Origin of the sequence: Rathayibacter sp. AY1D5 (genome assembly GCF_002932515.1) — a bacterium.
GTDB lineage: Bacteria > Actinomycetota > Actinomycetes > Actinomycetales > Microbacteriaceae > Rathayibacter.
Window position 1 is genome coordinate 107400 of the sequence record NZ_PSVU01000001.1, and the last position, 20004, is coordinate 127403.

The window sequence follows — 20004 nt, forward strand, 5'->3', positions numbered from 1 at the left end:
CGTGGCGCACCACTACATCGACGAGTCGCTGGACTCCGAGGGCTTCATCGTCGGGGGCCGGCTCGCGCTCACCGGCGCGGAGGCACGGCACGCCGCGACCGTCAGCCGGATCCGCGCGGGCGAGAGCGTCCGGGTCGGGGATGGGCGCGGACTCGTCGCGACCGCGGTCGTCGAGAGCGCGGAGCCGGCGCGAGTGGTGCTCGTCGTGGAGTCGGTGCAGGAGTCCCCGGTGCCGTCCCCGCGCCTGGTCCTCGTGCAGGCCCTCGCGAAGGGCGACCGCGACGAGCTCGCCGTGCAGGCGGCGACCGAGCTCGGGGTGGACGAGGTCGTCCCGTGGCAGGCCGCGCGGTCGATCTCGCGGTGGTCCGGCCCGAAGGAGGAGAAGGGGCGCGAGCGCTGGCGCGCCATCGTGCGCGAGGCGAGCAAGCAGTCGCTGCGCCCCCGGGTGCCCGAGGTCGCGCCGCTCGAGCAGGTGCGCGGTCTCGTCGCGCGCGCCGCGACGTCCCGCGTGCTGGTCCTCGAGCCCTCGGCGCAGGCGCGGCTCTCCCAGGTGGTCCCGGACGGACGCGACCTGGTGCTCGTCGTCGGGCCCGAGGGCGGCATCGCTCCGGAGGAGCTGCGGCTGCTCGCGGAGGCGGGCGCCGAGGCCGTCGCGCTCGGCGACTCCGTCCTGCGCACCTCGACCGCAGGTCCCGCCGCCATCGCCGTCCTCTCGGCCCGCCTGGGCCGCTGGTGACGCTCCTCCACAGCCGACTCGGGGCGCCGGAGCAGGGTGCCGTGGGCGAACGCGGCACCCGTCGCGCACGGGCCCCGTTTAAGATGGGTGCATGAGCGAACCCACCGTCTTCACGCGAATCGTCCAGGGCGAGATCCCGGCCGATGTGGTGTTCGAGAACGAGCGCATCCTCGCGATCACCGACATCGAGCCGAAGGCGCCCGTCCACCTCCTCGTCTTCCCGAAGACCCAGGAGCACGCCACGGTCGCCGCCCTCGCCGCCGCCGATCCCGCCCTGCTCGCCGAGATGGTGCAGGTCGCCCAGTCGCTCGCCGACGCCCACAGCAACGGTCAGTTCCGCCTCGTCTTCAACTCCGGCGAAGAGGCGGGCCAGACCGTGTTCCACGTGCACGCCCATGTCCTGGGCGGCCACCAGACGGAAGGCTCCCTTGCCACCGGTTGAGAACACGGGCGCGAGCCCCGACGAGCGTCCCGCCCCCGGCGCGGACGCGTCCGAGACGACGCGGCGCGTCGTCGCCGTCGACGGAGTCGCGATGGTGCGCCTCCTCGGACCCCAGGACCGCCTCATCCGAGCGGTCGAAGGACGATTCCCCGATGTCCGGGTGCACGTGCGCGGCAACGAGGTGACGCTCGACGGCGAGCGCGAGCCCGTCGCCGCGGCGACGCGCCTGGTGGAAGAACTGGTGCGCATGACCGCGAGCGGGCACGATCTCGACCCGGAGGGCGTGCGCGAGTCCGCCCGCATCCTGCAGAACGGCGGGCCGGTGAGCCCGGCCGAGGCGTTCGGCCAGGCCATCCTCACGGCACGCGGACGGAGCGTGAGGCCCAAGACGCTCGGGCAGCGCGAGTACGTCGACGCGGTCGATCAGAACACCATCGTCTTCGGCATCGGCCCGGCCGGAACCGGCAAGACCTACCTGGCGATGGCGAAGGCCGTGCAGTCGCTGCAGCGCAAGGAGGTCGAGCGGATCATCCTGACCCGCCCGGCGGTCGAGGCGGGGGAGCGGCTGGGCTACCTGCCAGGCTCGCTCACCGACAAGATCGACCCGTACCTGCGCCCGCTCTACGACGCGCTGAACGAGATGATGGACCCAGAGATCGTCCCGAAGCTGCTCGCGGCCGGCACGATCGAGGTCGCACCGCTCGCCTACATGCGCGGGCGCACGCTCAACAACTCGTTCGTCGTGCTCGACGAGGCGCAGAACACGACGCCCGAGCAGATGAAGATGTTCCTCACCCGCCTCGGCTTCGGCTCCAAGATGGTCGTCACCGGCGACATCACCCAGGTCGACCTGCCGACCGGCGCGAGCGGACTCCGCCTCGTGACGCGCGTGCTCGACGGCATCGACGACATCCACTTCTCGCGCCTGACCAGCGAGGACGTGGTGCGCCACAGCCTGGTCGGCCGCATCGTGGACGCGTACACCGAGTACGACCAGCAGAAGCAGGCGCAGCACTTCGAGCGCGAGCAGGCCCGGGAGTTCGCGAACCGCGCCGAGCGCCGCGGCCAGGCCGCCCGCCCGCCCGGCGACCGCCAGCCTCCGCGCGGCTGAGCCCGCCCGCCCCTCCCGAACCGAAGGAAGACCCGCCCCCGTGAGCATCGAGATCAACAACGAGTCGAGCGTCCCCGTCGACGAGGCCGCCCTGCTGCGCCTCGCCGGCTACGCGCTCGACTCGCTCCACGTGCACCCCGACGCCGAGCTCGCGATCGTGCTGGTCGACGAGGGCGCGATGGAGCAGCTGCACGTGCAGTGGATGGACGAGCCGGGGCCGACCGACGTGCTCAGCTTCCCGATGGACGAGCTGCGGCCCGGGACCGAGGACGAGCAGACCCCCGCGGGGCTCCTCGGCGACATCGTGCTCTGCCCGCAGGTCGCGCAGTCCCAGGCCGAGTCGGCCGGCCACTCCGTGCTCGACGAGCTGCAGCTGCTGACCGCCCACGGGCTCCTGCACCTGCTCGGCTTCGATCACGCCGAGCCGGAGGAGGAGCGCGAGATGTTCGGCATCCAGCGCGACATCCTGGTCGGCTTCCACATCAGCGAGCGACGCCGCTAGAGCGCGCCGTGCCCACTCTCCAGCTCCTCATCGCCGCCCTCGCGCTCGTCGCCGTCGGCGGCTGGTTCGCCGCGACCGACGCCGCACTCGGCGTCCTCTCGCGCAGCGACCTGCTCGACATGGCCCAGCACTCCCGCAGCGCCCGCGCTCTCCGCGCGATCGCGGGCGACATGAGCGCCCACGTCAACGTCGTCAACTTCTCGCGGATCGCGGCCGAGACGACGGCCGCGGTGTTCGTCACCACGGTGCTGGTCGTCGAGGTCCCGCAGCTCTGGCTCGCGCTCCTGCTGGCGGTCCTGATCATGGCGGCGGTCTCGTTCGTCCTGGTCGGCTCCAGCCCCCGCAGCGTCGGGCGCGCGAACGCGCGTGCGGTCCTGTCCACCAGCGCCTCGCTCGTGCACGTGCTCCGGCTCGCGCTGGGCCCGGTCGCGCACGGGCTCGTGGCTCTCGGCAACCGGGTGACGCCGGGGACCGGGCGCTCGGCGGGGTTCTCCTCCGAGGAGCAGCTGCTCAGCATGGTCGACGAGGCGACGGAGCAGGACGTGCTCGAGCAGGACGACCGCGAGCTGATCCACTCGATCTTCGAGTTCAACGACACCTTCGTGCGCGAGGTGATGGTGCCCCGCACCGACATGGTGACGATCGAGGCGACCTCCTCCGTCGGCGCCGGCATGGGGCTCCTGCTGAGCCGCGGCATCTCCCGGCTCCCCGTCATCGGCGACGGCGTCGACGACGTCCTCGGCGTGCTCTACCTGCGCGACGTGGCCCGGCACACCTACGAGCGGCCGGACGACGACGACACGGTCGCCGATCTCGCGCGCCCCGCGCTGTTCGTGCCCGAGTCGAAGAAGGCCGACGAGCTGCTCCGCCAGATGCAGCTCGAGTCCAACCACCTCGCGATGGTGGTCGACGAGTACGGCGGCATCGCGGGCCTGGTGACGCTGGAGGACCTGATCGAGGAGCTCGTCGGCGACATCTCCGACGAGTACGACCGCGAGGTCGACCTCTTCGAGGAGACGGCGCCCGGGGTCTACCGCGTCTCGGCGCGCCTGCCGGTGGACGAGCTCGGCGAGCTGTTCGAGCTCGACCTCGAGGACGACGACGTCGACTCGGTCGGCGGACTGCTGACCAAGGCCTACGGGCGCCTCCCCGAGCGCGGCGCGACGGCGCGGATCGGCGGAGTGCTGCTCGAGGCCGAGCAGGCGGACCCGCGCCGTGGGACCATCTCCACGGTGATCGTCCGCCGCGATCCCGATCTGGACACCGCCGGCGAGCCCGGCACCGGCCCCGTCGCGATCATCGCGGACGGCGGCACCACCACCCCCAGCCCGAGCACGGCTCCCACCCGCGGAGCCACGGGCGATCAGCACGAGGACGCACGATGACCGACACCACTCCCGCCGCCGCTCCCTACCGGGCGGGCTTCGTGTCCTTCGTCGGCCGCCCGAACGTGGGCAAGTCGACGCTCACGAACGCCCTCGTCGGCGAGAAGATCGCCATCACGAGCTCGAAGCCCCAGACCACGCGGCGCGCTATCCGCGGAGTGGTGCACCGCACCGACGGCCAGCTGATCGTCGTCGACACCCCCGGCATCCACCGGCCGCGCACGCTTCTCGGCGAGCGGCTGAACTCGCTCGTCACCTCGACCCTCGGCGACGTCGACGTCATCGGGATGCTGTTCCCGGCGGACGAGCCGATCGGCCCCGGAGACCGCTTCATCAACGAGCAGCTCGACTCCTTCCCGCGCGCCCGGAAGGTCGCGATCGTCTCGAAGGTCGACCTCTCCTCGAAGAAGTCCGTGGCGAAGCAGCTGCTCGCCGTCTCGGAGCTGCGCGAGTGGGACACGATCGTGCCGATCTCGGCCGTGACCGAGGAGCAGCTGGACGTCCTGGCCGTCGAGCTCCTGCGCCTGATGCCGGTCTCGCCCGCCCTCTACCCGGAGGAGGCGGTGACCGACGAGGACCTGTCCTCGCGGATCGCCGAGTTCATCCGCGAGGCCGCCCTCGAGGGCGTCTCGGACGAGCTGCCGCACTCCCTCGCCGTGACGCTCGACGACATGGTCGAGCGCGAGGACGGCTCGCTGATCGACATCTACGCCAACGTCTTCGTGGAGCGCGACAGCCAGAAGGGCATCATCATCGGCAAGGGCGGCCAGCGCCTGCGCGAGGTGGGAGCCGTCTCCCGCGAGCAGATCGAGCGCCTGCTGGGCCGCCGCGTGTTCCTCTCCATCCGGGTGAAGGTCGCCAAGGAGTGGCAGCGCGACCCGAAGCTGCTGGGGCGCCTGGGCTTCTGACGCCGGAGGACGACCGCGGTCACCCTCCAGGACGACGCCCCCGGGCGCGCGGACCCGTAGCGTGGTCCTCATGCGCGCCCTCCTCGACCGACCGGCGGCCCTGCCGATCGCCGGGGCGCTGCTCGCCGCCCTCCACCTGCTGCTCGGGCTCACCGGGGTCACTCCGACCGAGCGGATCGCCGGCGGCCTCGTGCTCGCGCTGGCCCTCGCCGTCGCGGGATTCCTGCCCGCGCTCGCCCCCTCGCTCGTCGCGGTCGGCGCGCTCGCCGACGGAGGCGTCCTGCTCGGCGGTGTCCCCGTCGACGGGGTGCTCGTCGGCCTGGTCGTCCTCTGGCAGACGACCCGCCGGGTGGGCCCCTGGACCCGTGCCCTGGCGCTCGCGGGCGGCCTGATCCTCGCCGGGATCGGCGGCGTCACCGTCGCGCTCGGCCTCTCCGGCCCGCTCGATCCGTCCGGGCTCCCGGCGCGCGTGGAGTTCGTGGTCCTCGCCCTGGTCGCCCTCGCGGTCGCCTCCGTGCTCGGTGCGGCGAAGGTCCTCGTGTACCTCAACGCGCTGCGGGCGCCGGTCCTCGCGGGCGATCGGATCGACGCGCTGCTGACCCGGGTCGCCGGTCCGCAGGACCCCTTCGCGGTGGGGGTCGCCGGTGGTCAGGCGCTGGTGCTCCTCCTCGTCGCCGGCCTCCCGTTCGCCGGGGTGGACGGCGCGATGCAGCTGCTGGTCGCGGGCGTGCTCGCGGTCGCGCTGGTGCTGCACCGGCGGTCCCCGGTCCTCGCCCTCTCGATCGCCTGGGCCGGTGCCGCCCTCCAGATGAGCGCGAGCCTCGCTCCCGGACCCGCGGATCTGGCCATCCTGGCCGTCCTCTTCGGCGCCGGCGCGTCGGAGTCGCGGCGGGTGCGGATCGCGGGCGCGGTGTCGGCCGTCCTCGGCGCCGTGGTCGCCGTCGTCTACCTCGTCCTCGTCTTCGACCTCGTCGCGAGCGCCTACGACGGCCTGCTGTCGGCCGGCGCCACCTTCGGCGGGATCCTCGCGACGCTCGGCCTCTCCTGGACCATCGGACTGCTCTCCCGCTCGGTCCGCCGGGCGCGGGAGGGCCAGACCCTGCGCGCGCAGGCCGAGCAGGAGCGCGCGCGGGCGCAGCGCGAGCTCGACACCGTGGAGGAGCGCAACCGGATCGCCCGCGACATGCACGACGTCGTCGCCCACTCCCTCGCCGTCGTGATCGCGCAGGCCGACGGCGCGCGCTACCTCGGCGCCACCAGCCCCGAGCAGACCGACGCCGCGCTGCTGACCATCTCCTCCGTCGCCCGGGACGCCCTCGGCGACGTGCGCGTGCTCCTCGCCCAGCTGCGGCACTCGCAGAGCGACGGCCCGCAGCCCGGCGCCCGCGACCTGCCGGCCCTCCTCGACAGCGTGGGCGGAGCGGGAGCCCCCGTCCGCGCCGAGCTCGCCGTCGACCTGGAGGCGGTGCCGCGCGCCGTCGGTCTGGCCCTGTACCGCATCGCCCAGGAGGCGACCACGAACGCTCTCCGCCACGGCCGCCCGGGCTCGCCGCTCGACATCGCCCTGCGCCAGGACGGCGGCGAGCTCGCCCTGACCGTGCGCAACGCCCGGTGCGCCGACGTCGAGCGCGACTCCCTGCCGGGCGAGGGCCACGGCCTGGTCGGCATGCGCGAGCGCGCCGCGCTCGTCGGGGGAGTGCTCGCCGCCGGCCCGGTCGGGGACGACTTCGTCGTCGACGCGCGCCTGCCCTCCTCCCCGTCCCTCGCCCGCACCGCCCCACCCCTCGCCTCCGGAGGCAGCCCCGCATGACCGACACCATCCGCCTCGTCCTCGTCGACGACCAGGCCCTCTTCCGCGCCGGCATCCGCATGCTGCTCGGCTCGCAGCCCGACCTCGAGGTGGTCGGGGAGGCCTCGGACGGGGCGGAGGGCGCGGAGCTGGTCGCGCGGCTGGCCCCCGACGTCGTGCTGATGGACATCCGGATGCCGGGCGTCGACGGGATCGAGTCGACCCGGCGGATCCTCGCGGACGCGCAGGAGCGGCGGGTCGAGCCTCCGCGCATTCTCGTGCTGACCACCTTCGACCTCGACGAGGCGGCCGCGCGCGCCATCCGGGCGGGCGCGAGCGGCTTCCTCCTGAAGGACACGGAGCCCGGCTTCCTCCTCGCCTCCGTCCGCACCGTGCACGCGGGGACCGCCGTGGTCGCCGCCTCCGCGACCCGCGAGCTCTTCGAGCACTTCGGAGCGGCGGGCAGCGGACGGGAGACCCCGCCCGCCTTCGCGACCCTCACCGACCGCGAGCGCGAGATCTTCCACCTGGCCGCGCGGGGGATGAGCAACACCGAGATCGCGCGCGCCGAGTTCCTGAGCGAGGCGACGGTGAAGACGCACATCAGCCGCACCCTCGGCAAGCTCGGCCTGCGCGACCGCGTGCAGCTGGTGGTCTACGCCTACGAGAACGGCCTGGTCTCCTAGCGCGGGACGCCGGGGTGACGCGCCGCGGGGGCGGTGCTACCCTGACCGGGTGCGCTTCGGACAGCTCCTCCTTCTCCGCCGCGACGAGATCTGATCCTCAGGCCATCCTCGTCGCGGAGTCCGTCGTCGGCTGAACCATCCCTCGCCCGCGAGGTCGATCCGCATCCGGATCCCCGCGAGACCGCCCGACCGGCACCGCCCACCAGCGGAGCCGCACGCGAGCGGGATCGGTCACGAGCGAGAACAGACACGTGCGCACCACTGCGCCGGGAGAGCACCTCATGCTGAACAACCAGAAGCCGTCGCCCATGCCGATCGGCAAGTACCGCCCCTTCCACGAGCTGATCGCCGTGGACCTGCCCGACCGCACCTGGCCGTCGAAGCGCATCACCGCCGCGCCCCGCTGGTGCGCCGTGGACCTCCGCGACGGCAACCAGGCGCTCATCGACCCGATGAGCCCCGAGCGCAAGCGCATCATGTTCGATCTGCTGGTCCGGATGGGCTACAAGGAGATCGAGGTCGGGTTCCCGAGCGCGAGCCAGACCGACTTCGACTTCGTGCGCAGCCTCATCGAGGAGGGCGCGATCCCCGAGGACGTCACCATCCAGGTGCTGACCCAGGCCCGCGACCACCTGATCGAGCGCACCTACGAGTCGATCCGCGGCGCGCGCCAGGCGATCGTGCACCTCTACAACTCCACGAGCGTGCTGCAGCGCGAGGTCGTGTTCCGCAAGGACCGTCAGGGCATCATCGACATCGCGCTGGCCGGCGCCCGCAAGTGCCGCGAGATGGAGTCGACCGTCCCCGGCACGGCCGTCTACTACGAGTACTCGCCCGAGAGCTACACCGGCACCGAGCTCGACTTCGCCCGCGAGATCTGCGATCGCGTCGTCGAGGTCTTCGAGCCGACTCCCGAGCGCAAGGTCATCCTGAACCTGCCCGCCACCGTCGAGATGGCCACCCCGAACGTCTACGCCGACTCGATCGAGTGGATGAGCCGCAACCTCGCGCAGCGCGAGAACATCGTGCTGTCGCTGCACCCCCACAACGACCGCGGCACGGCCGTGGCGGCCGCCGAGCTGGGCTACCTGGCCGGCGCGGACCGGATCGAGGGCTGCCTCTTCGGCAACGGCGAGCGCACCGGCAACGTCGACCTGGTCGCGCTGGGCGTGAACCTGTTCACCCAGGGGATCGACCCGCAGATCGACTTCAGCGACATGGACGGCATCAAGCGCACCGCCGAGTACTGCAACCAGCTGCCCGTGCCCGAGCGCAGCCCCTGGGCGGGCGACCTGGTCTTCACCGCCTTCAGCGGCTCGCACCAGGACGCCATCAAGAAGGGCTTCGAGGCGATGCACGCCGAGGCCGAGCGGACCGGCCGCAGCGTCGACGAGCTCACCTGGGCCGTGCCCTACCTGCCGGTGGACCCGAAGGACCTGGGCCGCTCCTACGAGGCGGTCATCCGCGTCAACTCGCAGTCCGGCAAGGGCGGAGTCGCGTACCTGCTGAAGACGGACCACGCGCTCGACCTGCCGCGCCGACTGCAGATCGAGTTCTCGGGCGTCGTGCAGGCCAAGACCGACGCCGAGGGCGGCGAGGTCACGAGCGAGCAGATCTGGACGGTGTTCCAGGACGAGTACCTGCCGGCGCCCGCCGAGCGCGCCGACGAGAAGTGGGGCCGCTTCGAGCTGCTGCGCACGAACACGTCGAGCGATCTGGGCGGCAGCATCGCGCTGGACGCGGTCCTCCGGGTGGGCGACGAGCGCGTCTCGGCCAGCTCGCGGGGCAACGGCCCGATCAACGCTTTCGAGGCCGTGCTGGAGCAGCAGGGCGTCGAGGTCCGGGTCCTCGACTACGTCGAGCACGCGCTCAGCGCCGGCGGCGACGCGCTGGCCGCCTCGTACGTCGAGTGCACGGTGAACGGCCGCACCCTGTGGGGCGTGGGCGTGGACGCCGACATCTCGACCGCCTCCCTCAAGGCCATCGTCTCTGCCGTCAACCGCGCCCTGCGCGAGGAGGTCCCGGTCCGCGAGCTGGCCGGCGCCTCCGCCTGATCGGGCCCGATCCCCGCCGGGGGAGCCGTGATGCGTCGCGGCTCCCCCGGCGTTCCCGTGCGCGGACCGCGCGGGACTCCGCTCCCTGCGTCCGGGTCGGCCGCCGCTAGGTCCGGCGGCGCCAGCGCAGGCGCGGCACCCCGCTGAGCGCGCGCTGCTCGGGCAGGCTCCAGCCGTAGCGGACCGCGAGCAGGCGGATGACCGTGGTCACGCCCACCGCGAGCGGCGCGGCGAAGTCGATCGTCACTCCGAAGCGCAGCGCGAGGACCAGGACGCCGGTGCCCACCGAGGCGGCGACCGCGTAGAGCGAGCCGACGTGCATCAGCGCGATCGGCCGGTTCAGCAGGATGTCTCGGACGACGGATCCGCCGACGGCCGAGACGGTGCCGACGAACACGGCCGGCACCTCCGGCACGCCGAGCGACAGGGCCTTCGTGGTGCCGATCGCGCCGAAGAGCCCGAGGGTCAGCGCGTCGAGGGCGGTGATCGTCCCGTCGACCCGGTTCAGCAGGTGCTGGAGCAGCATCCCGAGCAGGGAGGCGGTCACCGCGACGATCAGGTACGCGTCGGTGTGCAGGGCCACCAGGGGCGTCTGGAGCAGCAGATCGCGGAGCACGCCGCCGCCGAGGCCGGTGGCCGTGCCGATGATCGTGACGCCGAGCAGGTCGATCCGGCGGTCGCGGAACTCGCCCGCGAACATCGCGCCCTGGAGGCAGCCGATGGCGATCGCGAGCAGGTCGGCCCAGGCCGGGATCTCGAAGAGGGAGGCTGCCACCCGGACATCGTTCCACGGCGCGGGCCCTGCTCCGGCCGGGCTGCCAGCCGGGTGTCGGGGGTCGGGGGGATAATCGGTGGATGCCCACCTATCGCGACGAAGCCGTGGTGCTCCGCACGCACAAGCTGGGCGAGGCCGATCGCATCGTGACGCTGCTCTCGCGCAGCCACGGCAAGATCCGCGCGGTGGCGAAGGGCGTGCGCAAGACCGGCTCCAAGTTCGGCTCGCGGCTCGAGCCGTTCATGGTCGCCGACCTCCAGCTCTACGAGGGCCGGAGCCTCGACATCGTCACGCAGGCCGAGTCGCTCGGCGCCTACGGTGCGCTGATCGCCGCCGACTACGACAGCTACACGGCCGCGAGCGCGATGGTCGAGACGGCGGACCGCCTCACCGACGCGGACGCCTCCCTGCAGCAGTACCTGCTGCTCGTCGGGGCCCTGCGATCGCTCTCGAAGCACGAGCACGAGCCGGTGCTGACGCTCGACTCCTACCTCCTGCGGGCGCTCTCGATCGCGGGCTGGGCGCCCAGCTTCGAGGACTGCGCGCGCTGCGGCGCCCCCGGGCCCCACGGCGCGGTCGTGGTGCAGCTCGGAGGCGTCGTCTGCGCCGACTGCACGCCGCCCGGAGCACCGCGGGTCGCTCCGGAGGTCGTGGTCCTGCTGGGTGCGCTGCTCACGGGAGACTGGGCCCACGCCGAGACCACCGAGCCGACCACGCGGTCGCGGGCGAGCGGAGTGGTCGCCGCCTACACGCAGTTCCACCTCGAACGCGGTCTGAGATCCCTGGAGCACGTCACCCGATGAAGCCCTTCACCCACAAGGACGCCGAGCCGTACCGCCCTCTCGACTGGACCGGGATCCACCCGCCCGCGATCCCGCGGAAGGCCGTTCCGGGGCACGTCGCCATCGTGATGGACGGGAACGGCCGCTGGGCGAACTCCCGCGGCCTGACGAGGATCGAGGGGCACAAGCGCGGCGAGACGGCGCTGCTGGACGTCGTGGCCGGAGCGATCCAGATCGGCGTGAAGCACCTCAGCGTCTACGCGTTCTCGACCGAGAACTGGAAGCGCTCGCCCGAGGAGGTGCGCTTCCTGATGGGCTTCAACCGCGACGTGCTGCACCGCCGCCGCGATCAGCTCAACGAGTGGGGCGTGCGCATCCGCTGGGCCGGGCGGAAGCCGCGCCTGTGGGCGTCGGTGATCAACGAGCTGCAGTTCGCCGAGCGGATGACCGCGGGCAACGACGTGCTCACCCTCACCATGTGCGTCAACTACGGCGGGCGCACCGAGATCGCCGACGCGGTGCAGCGGCTCGCCGCCGAGGTCCAGGCGGGGCGGCTCAAGCCCTCCGGCATCTCCGAGAAGACCATCGCCAAGGCGCTCTACGTGCCCGAGATGCCGGACGTCGACCTCTTCGTGCGCTCCTCCGGCGAGCAGCGCACCAGCAACTTCCTGCTCTGGCAGAGCGCCTACGCCGAGATGGTGTTCCTCGACCGGCTCTGGCCGGACTTCACGCGGACCGACCTCTGGGACGCGATCGAGCACTACTCCGGCCGCTCCCGCCGCTTCGGCGGCGCGGTCGACGTGCCGGGGGCCTCCTCGTGATCCGGGCCGGGATCGTCGGCTTCGGGCTCGCCGGCAGCGTCTTCCACGGTCCGTTCCTCGCGGCCGACCCGGCTTTCGAGGTCGTCGCCGTCTCCACCCGCGACGCCGGTCGGAGGGCCGCGGCCTCCGCCGCGCATCCGGAGGCCCGGATCGTGCCCGACCTCGACGCGGTGCTCGCCGAGCGGCCGGAGCTGGTCGTGCTCGCCTCGCCGCCGTCGGTGCACCGGGAGCAGGCCGTCCGGGTGCTCGAGGCCGGTGTCGCCGTCGTGATCGACAAGCCCTTCGCACCGAGCGCCGCCGACGCGGATGCGATCATCACCGCCTCCGAGCGGAGCGGTGCGCCCGTCTTCGTCTTCCAGAACCGGCGCTGGGACGCCGATCTGCTCACCCTCCGCCGCCTCCTGGGCGAAGGGGTCCTCGGCGAGGTCCTCCGCTTCGAGTCGACCTTCGAGCGCTGGAGCGCGCCGAAGACGGGCCGGTGGCAGAGCGAGACGGGTCCGGCCGAGGGTGGCGGGATCCTCTTCGATCTCGGCAGCCACCTGGTCGACCAGGCGCTGCTGCTGTTCGGCCCGGCGGTCGTCACGGCGGCCGAGACCCGGACCGTCCATGAGGGCTCCGCGAGCGAGGACGACGCGTTCGTCTCGCTCCTGCATCACAGCGGCGTCCGCTCCCACCTCACCATGAGCCGCGTCGCCCGGGCGACCGGCCCCCGCTTCCGCGTGCTCGGCACCCGCGCCGCCTTCAGCGTCGACGGTCTCGATCCGCAGGAGACCGCGCTCCGCACCGGCGGCGCCCGACCGGACGACGACGGCTTCGGCGAGGTCGCGCCGGAGGGATGGGGCGTCCTCGTCGACGACTCCGGCGCACACCCCGTGCCGAGTGAGCGGGGACGATACGCCGCGTTCCTCGAGCAGGACGCGCGGTCCCTCCAGGACGGCGCTCCCTCGCCGGTCGACGTCCGCGAGGCCCGCGAGGTCGTCGCCGTGCTCGAGCAGGCGCACGCCCTCGCCGCCCGCTGACCGGGCCCGCCGCCGACGCGCCCGGTCGCTCCCCGGTCTTGGCGATCCGGCTCCGGAGCGTCATCCTCGAGAGGTGAGCACCGCACTGCCGAACTCCGCCGACCTGCGCGCGCGCTTCGCCGGTGCCCGCGGCTACCACAACGCCTGCACCCTCGGTCTGCCGCCGCGGGAGACCGTCGAGGCGCTGCGGGCGGACCTCGACGGCTGGTCGTCCGGGGAGAGCACGGCCGCCGCCTACGGCGCTGTCGCCGAGCGCGCGCGTGCCTCGTTCGCCGCGATCTCCGGCGTTCCGGTCGACCGGGTCGCCATCGGCTCGCAGACCTCCGCCATGGCCGCCGTGCTCGCCGCCTCGCTGCCCGACGGGGCCCGCGTGCTCTGCGTGGACGGCGACTTCTCCTCCATCGTGTTCCCCTTCCTCGCCCAGGCGCACCGCGGAGTGACCGTGCGCTCCGTCGCGCTCGAGGCGCTGGCCGACTCCGTCGAGGACGGGGACGACCTCGTCGTCTTCTCCGCCGTGCAGTCCAGCAGCGGAGCGCTCGCCGATCTCGACGCCGTCCTCGAGGCGGCTGCGCGCCACGGAGTGCGGACCGCGTGCGACCTGACGCAGGCGGCCGGCGTCCTGCCGGTCGACGCCTCCCGCTTCGACGCGACCCTCACCCACGCCTACAAGTGGCTGTGCTCGCCGCGCGGAGTGGCGTTCCTCACCGTCTCGCCCGACTACGCGGCTGAGCTCGTCCCCGTGCAGGCGGGCTGGTACTCGGGGGAGGACGTGTGGTCGTCCTGCTACGGACCGGCCATGCACCTGGCCGAGAACGCCCGCCGCTTCGACGTCTCGCCGGCCTGGCAGGCGTTCGCCGGCGCCGAGGCGTCGCTCGCCCTGTTCCGCTCGCTCGACCTCGACGCGGTCTGGGCGCACGCCTCCGGCCTCGGCGACCTGCTGTGCGAGCGGCTGGACCGGGAGCCTCAGCACCGGGCGCTCGTGTCCTGGCCGGACGAGGGGGGAGCGGACCTGGAGCGGCTGCAGGCCGCGGGTCTGCGCGTCTCGGGCCGCGGCGGCCGGCTCCGCATCGCCTTCCACCTCTGGAACGACGAGTCCGACGTGGACGAGCTCGTCCGCGTGCTGCGGGAATAGCGGGGCGCCCCCTCCGTTGTCCTGGGGGTGAGTGCTGAGCCGAGCCCCCTGTCCGTCGACGTCTGGTCCGACATCGCCTGCCCCTGGTGCTACATCGGGAAGCGCCGGTTCGAGCGCGGGCTCGAGGCCTTCCGCGCCGCGCACCCCGAGGCTCCGGAGGTCGTCGTGGAGTACCGCAGCTTCGAGCTCTCGCCGGACACGCCGGAGGACTACCGCGGGGGAGAGGCGGCGTTCCTCGCCGAGCACAAGGGGATCCCGGAGGCGCAGGCGCAGCAGATGCTCGACTCCGTCACGGCGATCGCGGCGAGCGTCGGCCTCGACTACCACTTCGAGTCGGTGCGCCACGTCAAGACGGTCACCGCCCACCAGGCGCTCCACCACGCCAAGGAGAACGGACTGCAGCTCGAGCTCGTCGAGCGTCTCCTGAGCGCGTACTTCGTCGAGGGCCGCGACCTGGCCGATCCGGAGGTGCTCGCCTCGCTCGCCGGCGAGGTCGGGCTCGACCCGGCGGAGACGCGCCGCGCTCTCGAGGACCGGCGCTACCTCGGGCGGGTGCAGTCCGACATCGCCCAGGCCCGCGAGTACGGGATCTCGGGGGTGCCGTTCTTCGTCCTCGACGGGCGCTTCGGCGTCTCCGGCGCCCAGGAGCCGGCGGCGTTCACCGAGGTCCTCGAGCACGTGCTGGAGCAGCGGGCGGCCGTCGCGTGAGCGGGCCGTTCGAGATGCTCGGCGACTCCGGCGGGCCGCTGTGCGAGGACGGCGTCTGCGCCGTGCCGCAGGCCGCGGAAGCGCAGGCCGAGGTGCCGCCGATCAGCGCGGAGGCTCCTCCACGGTGATGTCGGCCACGGTCGCGCCGTAGGCGGCCACGAGGGCGTCCGCGTCGACGAAGGCGCTGCGCCCGTCGGCGCCCGCACCCATCGCGACGCGGCGGCCGAGGATCCGCTCGTCGGCGTAGACCGGCCAGGCCTTCGTGGAGCCGATCGGGGTGATCGTGCCGCGCCGGTAGCCGGTCGCCTCGAGGGCGGCCGTCTCGTCCGGGAGGCGGAGCTTGTTCACTCCGACCACCGCGCGCAGCTTCGGCCACGCGATCTGCCGCCCGCCGGGGACGAGGGCGAACAGGTAGCCGCCGTCGTGGCGCTTCACCACGAGCGACTTCACGATGTCGCCGGGCTCGATGCCGAGCAGCGCGGCCGCCTCGTGCAGGCTGCCGGCAGCGGGCCTCTCCACGATCTCGACCGCCAGGCCGCGGGCGGACGCGTCCGCCTCCAGCCGCTGCGAACCGTCCTCCACAGGTGTGCTCCCGTTCATCTCTCCGCCTCTCTGCTCGTCACTCCGCCTTCCCCAACACAGGATCTGGGAGAATCGATACCGATGTCCTCCATTCTCACGGCCGCCCCGCCCGCGCGCACCGCGCCGGCGCTCCGGATCGGCCCCCTCGAACTCGACGCGCCGGTGGTGCTCGCCCCCATGGCGGGCATCACCAACACGGCGTTCCGCCGCCTCTGCCGCGAGTTCGGCAACGGCCTCTACGTGAGCGAGATGATCACCTCCCGCGCGCTCGTCGAGCGCACGCCGGAGTCGATGCGCCTCATCCGCCACCACCCCAGCGAGTCGGTGCGCTCGATCCAGCTCTACGGAGTGGACCCGGTCACGGTCGCCGAGGCGGTCACCATGCTCGTCGCCGAGGACCGGGCCGACCACATCGACCTCAACTTCGGCTGCCCCGTGCCCAAGGTCACCCGGAAGGGCGGGGGAGCGGCCCTGCCGTGGAAGCTCCCGCTGTTCCGGCAGATCGTCGAGGGCGCCGTGAAGGCCGCCGGCGACGTCCCGCTCACCGTCAAGATGCGCAAGGGCATCGACCCGGACCACCTCACCTACCTCGAGGCCGCCCGTGCCGCCGAGGGCGCCGGGGTCGCGTCGATCGCGCTGCACGCGCGCACCGCCTCCGAGTTCTACAGCGGGCACGCTGACTGGTCGGCGATCGCCACGCTCAAGGAGACGGTCACGAGCGTGCCCGTGCTGGGCAACGGCGACATCTGGTCGGCCGAGGACGCGCTGCGGATGATGGCCGAGACGGGCTGCGACGGAGTCGTCGTCGGTCGCGGCTGCCTCGGGCGCCCCTGGCTCTTCGGCGACCTCGCCGCCGCGTTCGCCGGCTCCGACGAGCGGTTCCGCCCCTCGCTCGGGCAGGTCGCCGAGGCGTTCCGCCGCCACGCGGAGCTGCTCGTCGACTTCTTCGAGAGCGAGGAGCGCGGCTGCCGCGACATCCGCAAGCACGTCGCCTGGTACTTCAAGGGCTACGCCGTCGGCGGCGACCTCCGCGCCCGCCTGGCCACGGTCGAGACGCTCGCGCAGCTCGACGAGCTCCTGGCGACGCTCGACTGGACGCAGCCCTACCCGGGCGAGGCGGCCGAGGGGCAGCGGGGCCGCGCCGGCTCGCCCAAGGTCCCCTCCCTCCCGAACCGCTGGCTCGAGTCCCGCGAGCTCGACGCCGGGCAGCGCGACGCGGTCTCGGCCGCCGAGATCCACAACAGCGGTGGATGACCGCGCGCTCTGGGGGTACTCGCTCGTCGACACCGAGCGATTCCTGCCGGAGGACCACTCGACCCGCCGCTCCGACTTCGCCCGCGACCGCGCCCGGCTCTTCCACTCCAGCGCGCTCCGCCGCCTGGCCGCGAAGACCCAGGTGCTCAGCCCCACGGCGGGCGTCGACTTCGCGCGCAACCGCCTGACCCACTCGCTCGAGGTGGCGCAGATCGGCCGGGAGCTCGCCACGAGCCTCGACCTCGACCCCGACGTCGTCGACACGGCCTGCCTCGCGCACGACATCGGGCATCCGCCGTTCGGACACAACGGCGAGCGCGCGCTCAACATCTGGGCCGAGGGGATCGGCGGCTTCGAGGGCAACGCGCAGACCTTCCGGCTGCTCACGCGGCTCGAGCCGAAGGTGTTCGGCGACGACGCCCGCCCCTACGGGCTGAACCTCACCCGCGCCAGCATCGACGCGAGCTGCAAGTACCCCTGGCCCGACACGCGCTCGGTCGCCGACCCGTCGGGGCGCGCCAAGTTCGGCTTCTACGCCGACGACGCCCCCGCGTTCGCCTGGATGCGCGAGGGCGCCCCCGAGGGGGTGCGCTGCATCGAGGCCGAGGTGATGGACCTCTCGGACGACATCGCGTACTCCGTGCACGACTTCGAGGACGCGGTGGTCTCCGGCTACATCGACGTCGAAGCACTCGGCTCCCGCGCCGACCACGAGGACCTCGTGCAGTCGATGCACTCCTGGGTCGGCGGGGAGGTCGGACACGACGAGCTCGTCGCCGCCTTCGACCGTCTCGACTCGCTCGACGTGTGGGTCTCCTCCTGGGACGGCTCCCGCCGCGACCAGGCCCGGCTCAAGAACCTCACCAGCCAGCTCATCGGCCGCTTCGCCGCCGCCGCCACCGAGGCCACCCGCGAGGCGTACCAGCACCCCGACCTCGTCCGCTTCGGCGGCCACGTCGTCGTCCCCCGCGAGCAGCAGGCCGAGATCGCCGTGCTCAAGGGGATCGTCGCGACGTTCGTGATGTCGCGGAACACCCGCCAGCCCATCTACGCCCAGCAGCGCGAAGTCCTCACCCGCCTCGCCGACACGCTCCTCGACCGCGGCCCGGGAACCCTCGAGCCCGGCTTCGCCGAGGACTGGCACGCCGCCCCCGACGACGACGACGCCCGCCGCCGCGTCGTCGTCGACCAGGTCGCCAACCTCACCGACCAGAGCGCCCTCGCCTGGTTCGAGAGGCTGTGCTGATGCGCTGAGCCGGGCGGCGCCCGGCTCAGCTGTGCCGCCGGTCCCTGCCCGGCGTCACCGCGGTCGGCTTGCCGAGGTGGTGCGTTCCAGGGAGCGGGGTGCGTCCGCCTAGGGCGATCCGCTGTTACGCGGATCGGCCGTTCGGCTGTGCTCGATTGCACGCCGGTCCTCGCCCGGCGTGGCGCGGTCGGCTTCTCGGGGTGGTGCGGTTCGTGGAGCGGGGTGCGTCCGCCTAGGGCGATCCGCTGGCACGCGGATCGGCCGTTCGGCTGTGCTCGATTCCACGCCGGTCCTCGCCCGGCGTGGCGCGGTCGGCCTCTCGGGGTGGTGCGTTTCGTAGAGCGGGGTGCGTCCGCCTAGGGCGATCCGCTGGCACGCGGATCGGCCGTTCGGCGGTGCCGGTGGCACGCCGGTCTCTGCCTGGCTCGGCGCGGTCGGCGGTGCTCGATTCCACGCCGGTCCCTGCCCGGCGTGGCGCGGTCGGCTTGGCGACGTGGTGCGTTTCGTGGAGCGGGGTGCGTCCGCCTGGGGCGATCCGCTGGGACGCGGATCGGCCGTTCAGCGGTGCCGGGGCACGCCGGTCACCGCCAGGCGTCACCGCGGTCGGCTTGTCGGGGTGGTGGGTTCCAGGGAGCCGGGTGCGTCGTCTGAGGCGATGTGCTGGTGTGCGGGTCGGCCGGTCGGCTCGGAGGGCGGGGAGTGCACCGCACCGCGAGGCGCGGAGGGGCGCGGGGCGGCGGGTACGGTGAGGGCGTGGGAGCGGAGCGGACACGGCAGCGGATCCTCGAGGCGGCGACGGAGGAGTTCGCGGCGCACGGGCTGGCGGGAGCGCGGGTCGACCGCATCGCGGCACGGTCGGGGATGAGCAAGCCGATGCTGTACTCGCACCGGCCGACGGGGCGCGAGGCCGTCGCCGCCGTCGTCCGCGTCAGTGCGGAGGGGTACTCCGCGCCCGGCACTCCTGCCGGCTGCTTCGTGCTGAGCGAGCCGCGGCTCGAGGCCCGTCGCCGCGAAATGGAGGCGCTCGTCGCTGCCCGGGTCGAACGCGGGATCGAGGAGGGCGACGTGCCGCCGGAGACGGACGCCGGATCCGTCGCCGCCTTCGTCGTCGCCGTGCTCAGCGGGATGTCGACGCAGGCCCGCGACGGAGCACCGGCGGACCGCATCGCGGTGATCGGCGAGCTCGCACTCGGCGCGCTGCCGGCGGCCACGGGCGTGCGAGCCGCAGGGCGCACGCCGGGAGCTCCCGGATGAGACCGCGTCGGCCGCGTCTCGGCCTCCTCGCCCTGGTCGTCGCGGGGCTGCTGCTGGTCCAGCCCGCCGCGGCCTCGGCGGCACCGCTGCTCCCTCCCGCGAACGGCGTCCTCGACTACCAGCTGGGAGGCGCCTACGCTCCGGCGTCGAGCGTCACCATCGTCGACCGCGACCGCACGGACGCGCCCGCCGCCGGCCGCTACAGCATCTGCTACGTGAACGCCTTCCAGACCCAGCCCGGCGAGAGCGCCGCCTTCGCGAAGCGGCACCCCGAGCTCCTGGTGAGGCGAGCGGACGGGAAGCCCCTCGCCGATCCGGGCTGGCCGGACGAGTACCTCTTCGACGTCTCGACCGCCGCGAAGCGGACCGCTCTGCTCGCGATCGTCGGCGCCTGGATCGACGGCTGCGCCGAGGACGGCTTCGACGCCGTCGAGGCCGATAATCTGGACAGCTACACCCGCTCGGGCGGGAGGCTGACGAAGTCGCAGGCGCTGGCGTTCGCCATCCTCCTGACGGCGCGCGCTCACCGCTCCGGCCTGGCGATCGGCCAGAAGAACGGAGCCGATCTCGCCGCTGCCGGGAAGAGGACGGTCGGCTTCGACTTCGCCGTCGTCGAGGAGTGCCAGGTCTACGACGAGTGCGCGGCGTACACGGACGTCTACGGGCGCCAGGTCTACGAGATCGAGTACACCGACAACGGCCGGTCCGCCTACTCCGAGGCCTGCGCCGCGCAGGGCCGGAGCATCTCGGTCACCCTCCGCGACCGCGACGTCGTCCCCCGTGGCGCACCGGGCTACGTGAACCGGCACTGCTGACGC

General features: G+C 73.1%; 20 protein-coding genes. 18 read left to right on the top strand and 2 right to left on the bottom strand.

Annotated features, from left to right (window positions below; all coding sequences use genetic code 11):
* The first annotated feature begins 1 nt into the window (after window position 1).
* The 9 genes from C5C82_RS00475 to leuA all read left to right on the top strand — a co-directional run bounded on the left by C5C82_RS00475 (window position 2) and on the right by leuA (window position 9613).
* The gene (locus C5C82_RS00475; RefSeq protein ID WP_104258276.1) at window positions 2–736 is read left to right on the top strand and encodes a 16S rRNA (uracil(1498)-N(3))-methyltransferase; all 735 of its coding nucleotides are present in this window, start codon (window positions 2–4) and stop codon (window positions 734–736) included.
* Between the two features lie 91 nt (window positions 737–827).
* Window positions 828–1178 (top strand): HIT domain-containing protein, encoded by a 351-nt coding sequence (locus tag C5C82_RS00480; protein WP_104225201.1) that lies wholly within the window; start codon window positions 828–830, stop codon window positions 1176–1178.
* 91 nt (window positions 1179–1269) lie between these two features.
* Window positions 1270–2289: a PhoH family protein gene (locus tag C5C82_RS00485; protein WP_104225204.1), complete on the top strand. Its 1020-nt coding sequence runs from the start codon at window positions 1270–1272 to the stop codon at window positions 2287–2289.
* Between the two features lie 40 nt (window positions 2290–2329).
* The gene (gene ybeY / locus C5C82_RS00490; RefSeq protein ID WP_104223424.1) at window positions 2330–2791 is read left to right on the top strand and encodes an rRNA maturation RNase YbeY; all 462 of its coding nucleotides are present in this window, start codon (window positions 2330–2332) and stop codon (window positions 2789–2791) included.
* 8 nt (window positions 2792–2799) lie between these two features.
* Window positions 2800–4176: a hemolysin family protein gene (locus C5C82_RS00495; RefSeq protein WP_104223425.1), complete on the top strand. Its 1377-nt coding sequence runs from the start codon at window positions 2800–2802 to the stop codon at window positions 4174–4176.
* The gene (gene era / locus C5C82_RS00500; RefSeq protein ID WP_104223426.1) at window positions 4173–5084 is read left to right on the top strand and encodes a GTPase Era; all 912 of its coding nucleotides are present in this window, start codon (window positions 4173–4175) and stop codon (window positions 5082–5084) included. The genes C5C82_RS00495 and era overlap by 4 nt, the downstream gene beginning before the upstream one ends.
* Before the next feature lie 70 nt (window positions 5085–5154).
* The gene (locus C5C82_RS00505) at window positions 5155–6894 is read left to right on the top strand and encodes a sensor histidine kinase (RefSeq protein WP_146078490.1); all 1740 of its coding nucleotides are present in this window, start codon (window positions 5155–5157) and stop codon (window positions 6892–6894) included.
* Complete coding sequence (locus C5C82_RS00510; RefSeq protein ID WP_104234459.1) at window positions 6891–7559, top strand: response regulator transcription factor; 669 nt, start codon at window positions 6891–6893, stop codon at window positions 7557–7559. Before C5C82_RS00505 ends, C5C82_RS00510 begins: the two co-directional genes overlap by 4 nt.
* Before the next feature lie 281 nt (window positions 7560–7840).
* Complete coding sequence (leuA, locus tag C5C82_RS00515) at window positions 7841–9613, top strand: 2-isopropylmalate synthase (RefSeq protein WP_104234458.1); 1773 nt, start codon at window positions 7841–7843, stop codon at window positions 9611–9613.
* Window positions 9614–9719: 106 nt separating this feature from the next.
* Here leuA and C5C82_RS00520 read toward each other — a convergent pair whose 3' ends face one another.
* Entirely contained in the window at window positions 9720–10388 is a 669-nt protein-coding gene (locus tag C5C82_RS00520) for a trimeric intracellular cation channel family protein (protein ID WP_104223430.1), read from the bottom strand.
* A gap of 80 nt (window positions 10389–10468) precedes the next feature.
* On the opposite strand from C5C82_RS00520, the gene recO reads away from it, so the two are divergent.
* The 5 genes from recO (at window position 10469) to C5C82_RS00545 (ending at window position 14850) form a co-directional block, all read left to right on the top strand.
* Entirely contained in the window at window positions 10469–11191 is a 723-nt protein-coding gene (gene recO, locus C5C82_RS00525) for a DNA repair protein RecO (RefSeq protein WP_104223431.1), read from the top strand.
* On the top strand, window positions 11188–11991 hold the full coding sequence (locus C5C82_RS00530; protein ID WP_104295880.1) for an isoprenyl transferase: 804 nt from the start codon (window positions 11188–11190) through the stop codon (window positions 11989–11991). The genes recO and C5C82_RS00530 overlap by 4 nt, the downstream gene beginning before the upstream one ends.
* Window positions 11988–13010, top strand: a complete 1023-nt coding sequence (locus tag C5C82_RS00535; protein WP_104354450.1) for a Gfo/Idh/MocA family oxidoreductase — start codon at window positions 11988–11990, stop codon at window positions 13008–13010. Before C5C82_RS00530 ends, C5C82_RS00535 begins: the two co-directional genes overlap by 4 nt.
* 73 nt (window positions 13011–13083) lie before the next feature.
* On the top strand, window positions 13084–14142 hold the full coding sequence (locus C5C82_RS00540; protein ID WP_104295882.1) for an aminotransferase class V-fold PLP-dependent enzyme: 1059 nt from the start codon (window positions 13084–13086) through the stop codon (window positions 14140–14142).
* Between the two features lie 27 nt (window positions 14143–14169).
* A complete protein-coding gene (locus C5C82_RS00545) occupies window positions 14170–14850 on the top strand; it encodes a DsbA family protein (RefSeq protein ID WP_104238217.1) in 681 nt (226 codons plus the stop codon).
* A gap of 102 nt (window positions 14851–14952) precedes the next feature.
* Here the strand turns inward: C5C82_RS00545 and C5C82_RS00550 are convergent, their stop codons facing one another.
* On the bottom strand, window positions 14953–15450 hold the full coding sequence (locus C5C82_RS00550; RefSeq protein WP_104295883.1) for an aminoacyl-tRNA deacylase: 498 nt from the start codon (window positions 15448–15450) through the stop codon (window positions 14953–14955).
* Between the two features lie 63 nt (window positions 15451–15513).
* Between C5C82_RS00550 and dusB the strand changes: the two genes are divergently transcribed.
* The 4 genes from dusB to C5C82_RS00570 all read left to right on the top strand — a co-directional run bounded on the left by dusB (window position 15514) and on the right by C5C82_RS00570 (window position 20001).
* A complete protein-coding gene (gene dusB, locus C5C82_RS00555; RefSeq protein WP_104354451.1) occupies window positions 15514–16686 on the top strand; it encodes a tRNA dihydrouridine synthase DusB in 1173 nt (390 codons plus the stop codon).
* Window positions 16679–17932: a deoxyguanosinetriphosphate triphosphohydrolase gene (locus C5C82_RS00560; RefSeq protein WP_104354452.1), complete on the top strand. Its 1254-nt coding sequence runs from the start codon at window positions 16679–16681 to the stop codon at window positions 17930–17932. The genes dusB and C5C82_RS00560 overlap by 8 nt, the downstream gene beginning before the upstream one ends.
* A gap of 753 nt (window positions 17933–18685) precedes the next feature.
* Window positions 18686–19186 (top strand): TetR family transcriptional regulator, encoded by a 501-nt coding sequence (locus C5C82_RS17905; RefSeq protein WP_181134385.1) that lies wholly within the window; start codon window positions 18686–18688, stop codon window positions 19184–19186.
* A complete protein-coding gene (locus C5C82_RS00570; RefSeq protein WP_104354454.1) occupies window positions 19183–20001 on the top strand; it encodes an endo alpha-1,4 polygalactosaminidase in 819 nt (272 codons plus the stop codon). The genes C5C82_RS17905 and C5C82_RS00570 overlap by 4 nt, the downstream gene beginning before the upstream one ends.
* The last annotated feature ends 3 nt before the right edge of the window (window positions 20002–20004 follow it).